At 66.7% G+C, this 3,234-nt stretch carries 2 protein-coding genes; both read right to left on the bottom strand.

Going from position 1 to position 3,234, the window contains the following annotated elements; genetic code table 11:
• Window positions 1-67: 67 nt before the first annotated feature.
• Complete coding sequence (secA, locus tag AC14A7_RS03760) at window positions 68-2,872, bottom strand: preprotein translocase subunit SecA (RefSeq protein WP_484006549.1); 2,805 nt, start codon at window positions 2,870-2,872, stop codon at window positions 68-70.
• 102 nt (window positions 2,873-2,974) lie between these two features.
• Window positions 2,975-3,234: sigma 54 modulation/S30EA ribosomal C-terminal domain-containing protein (locus tag AC14A7_RS03765; protein WP_484006550.1), on the bottom strand; the 260-nt coding region annotated here is incomplete at its 5' end.

The following is a 3,234-nucleotide window of genomic DNA, read 5'->3' on the forward strand; positions in this document are numbered from 1 at the left end:
CCCCCCCCCCCCCCCCCCCCCCCCCCCCCCCCCCGAGGTCGTAGCTGGAGCTGCGGCGAGAAACGGGCTAGCGGCCGCGCTTCTCCTGTGCTCGACGCTGCGCGCGGTTCTGCGGTGCTGCCGCGGCATCCGGGTTCGTCTTCTGGCCGAATGCGCCGACACCAGAGCCACCGGCGGCTGCCGGAGCGCCACCCTGCAGCGGAGGAGCCGCTGCAGCCGCAGCCTGCTGCGCGCGGGCCGTTGCGGCCTGCTCGAGCTGGCCGCGCTGGTTGCGTACCTCGACGCCGCCAGAGGCATCCTCTGAGGGAGCGGAGTAGCTGAGCGCGTTGGCCGGAGCCTGCGGCTGGGCGAGCCCACGGGCGGCCACGTTGGCGCCGTTCGTGACCTCGACCTCGAGGTTGAAGAGGAACCCGACCGTCTCCTCGCGGATCGAGCCCATCATCTGCTGGTAGAGGGCGAAGCCCTCGCGCTGGTACTCGACGAGCGGGTCGCGCTGCGCCATCGCGCGCAGGCCGATGCCGTCTTTCAGGTAGTCCATCTCATAGAGGTGGTCGCGCCAGCGGCGGTCGACGACGCTCAGCACGACGCGGCGCTCGAGCTCGCGCATGGCCTGCTCGCCGAGCGAGGCCTCGCGCGCCTGGTAGGCGACGCGGGCATCCGAGAGGATCTCCTCGCGCAGGAACTTGTCGGTCACGCGGCCGCGGCTGCCCGCCTCGGTCAGCACCTCGTCGACCGTGATCGAGATCGGGTAGATCGTCTTGAGCTCGCTCCACAGGGCGTCGAAGTCCCAGTCGTCGCTGTGGCCCTCTGCGGTGTGCACGTCGACGATCTCGGTGATGACATCGGTGAGGAACTTGGCGACCCGGTCTTGCAGGTCGTCACCCTCGAGGATGTGGCGGCGGTCGCTGTAGATCGCCTCGCGCTGGCGGTTGAGCACGTCGTCGTACTTGAGCACGTTCTTGCGGATCTCGGCGTTGCGCGCCTCGACCTGCGCCTGCGCGCTGCGGATGGCACGGGAGACCGTCTTCGACTCGATCGCGAGGTCGTCGGGCGAGCGGCCCATGAGGGCCTCGGCTGCGCCGCTGTTGAACAGGCGCATGAGGTCGTCTTGCAGCGAGAGGTAGAAGCGGCTCTCGCCCGGGTCGCCCTGGCGGCCGGAGCGACCGCGCAGCTGGTTGTCGATGCGGCGCGACTCGTGGCGCTCGGTGCCGAGCACATAGAGCCCGCCGACGTCGGTGACCTTCTTGGCCTCCTGCTCGACCTCTGCCTTGACCTGCTCGTAAACCTTGTCCCACGCGGCCTCGTACTCCTCCGGAGTCTCGACCGGGCTGAGGCCCTGGTTGTTGAGGGTGGAGGTCGCAAGGAACTCGGCGTTGCCGCCGAGCATGACGTCGGTGCCACGGCCGGCCATGTTGGTGGCGACGGTGACGGCGCCGAGGCGACCGGCCTGGGCGACGATCGCCGCCTCCCGCGCGTGGTTCTTCGCGTTGAGCACCTCGTGCTTCACGCCGCGGCGCGCGAGCATCTTCGAGAGCAGCTCGCTCTTCTCGACGCTCGTGGTTCCCACGAGAACCGGCTGGCCGGTCGCGTGGCGACGCACGACGTCTTCGACGACCTGCTCGAACCTCGACTTCTCGCTCTTGTAGATGAGGTCGGGCTGGTCTTTGCGCAGCATGGGCTTGTTGGTCGGGATGGCGACAACACCGAGCTTGTAGGTCGCCATGAACTCGGCGGCCTCTGTCTCTGCCGTACCGGTCATGCCGCTGAGCTTCTTGTAGAGGCGGAAGTAGTTCTGCAGCGTGACCGTGGCGAGGGTCTGGTTCTCTGCCTTGACGGTCACGCCCTCCTTCGCCTCGATCGCCTGGTGGATGCCCTCGTTGTAGCGGCGGCCCATGAGGATGCGGCCGGTGTGCTCGTCGACGATCAGCACCTCGCCGTTCATGACGACGTAGTCCTTGTCCTTCTTGAACAGGGCCATCGCCTTGATCGAGTTGTTGAGGAAGGAGATGAGCGGGGTGTTGGCCGACTCGTAGAGGTTGTCGATGCCGAGGTAGTCCTCGACCTTCTCGATGCCTGGCTCGAGCACGCCGACGGTGCGCTTCTTCTCGTCGACCTCGTAGTCGACGCCGTCGATGAGCTTCGTCGCGAGGTTCGCGAACTCGGCGAACCAGCGGTTGGCCTCGCCAGAGGCCGGGCCGGAGATGATGAGCGGGGTGCGGGCCTCGTCGATGAGGATCGAGTCGACCTCGTCGACGATCGCGTAGTAGTGGCCGCGCTGCACCATGTCCTGTGCCTGCCAGGCCATGTTGTCGCGAAGGTAGTCGAAGCCGAACTCGTTGTTCGTGCCGTAGGTGATGTCGGCCGCGTACTGCTGGCGGCGCTCCTCCGGCGTCTGGCCGGAGAGGATGACGCCCGTGGTCATGCCGAGAGCGCGGAACACGCGGCCCATGAGCTCTGACTGGTAGCTCGCGAGGTAGTCGTTGACCGTGATGATGTGCACGCCGCGGCTGGCGATGGCGTTGAGGTAGGCGGGAAGCGTGGCGACAAGGGTCTTGCCCTCACCGGTCTTCATCTCGGAGATGTTGCCGAGGTGAAGGTTGGCCCCACCCATGACCTGCACGTCGAAGTGACGCATGCCGAGGGTGCGGCTTGCCGCCTCGCGAACGGCGGCGAACGCCTCTGGCAGCAGGTCATCCAGCGACTCGCCGGCGGCGTAGCGCTCGCGCAGCTCGACGGTCTCGTGACGAAGCTCGTCGTCGGAGAGCTGGCGGAAGTCGTCTTCGAGGTGGTTGACCGCCTCTGCATAGTTCTTCAGCCTGCGAAGAAGTCGCCCCTCACCTACACGGAGTGCGCGCTCGAGAACGTTGGCCACCTGAAACTCCACAACTGTCGACGGTCAGGGCACAGCCTCGTGACCCGATTGTTACCAGCGGTAATGCTACCAACGCTCGGGGTCACGAAACTGTGCACAGCCCTATCGGCGGGCACCCGCCTTTGCGCTCGCGGCGAACTCCGCGTCATCGTCCTGGTGCTCGTCGAGGCCGATGACGCCGTAGTCCCAGCCCTTGCGGCGGTAGACGACGCTCGGCCGGTGACTCTCACTGTCGATGAACAGGTAGAAGTCGTGACCGACGAGCTCCATGTTGTAGAGCGCGTCATCGACCGTCATCGGGGATGCCGCGAACACCTTCGTGCGGATGACGACGGGGCTGTAGACCTCGTCGTCATCATCCT

Source organism: Conyzicola sp., from assembly GCF_057073975.1.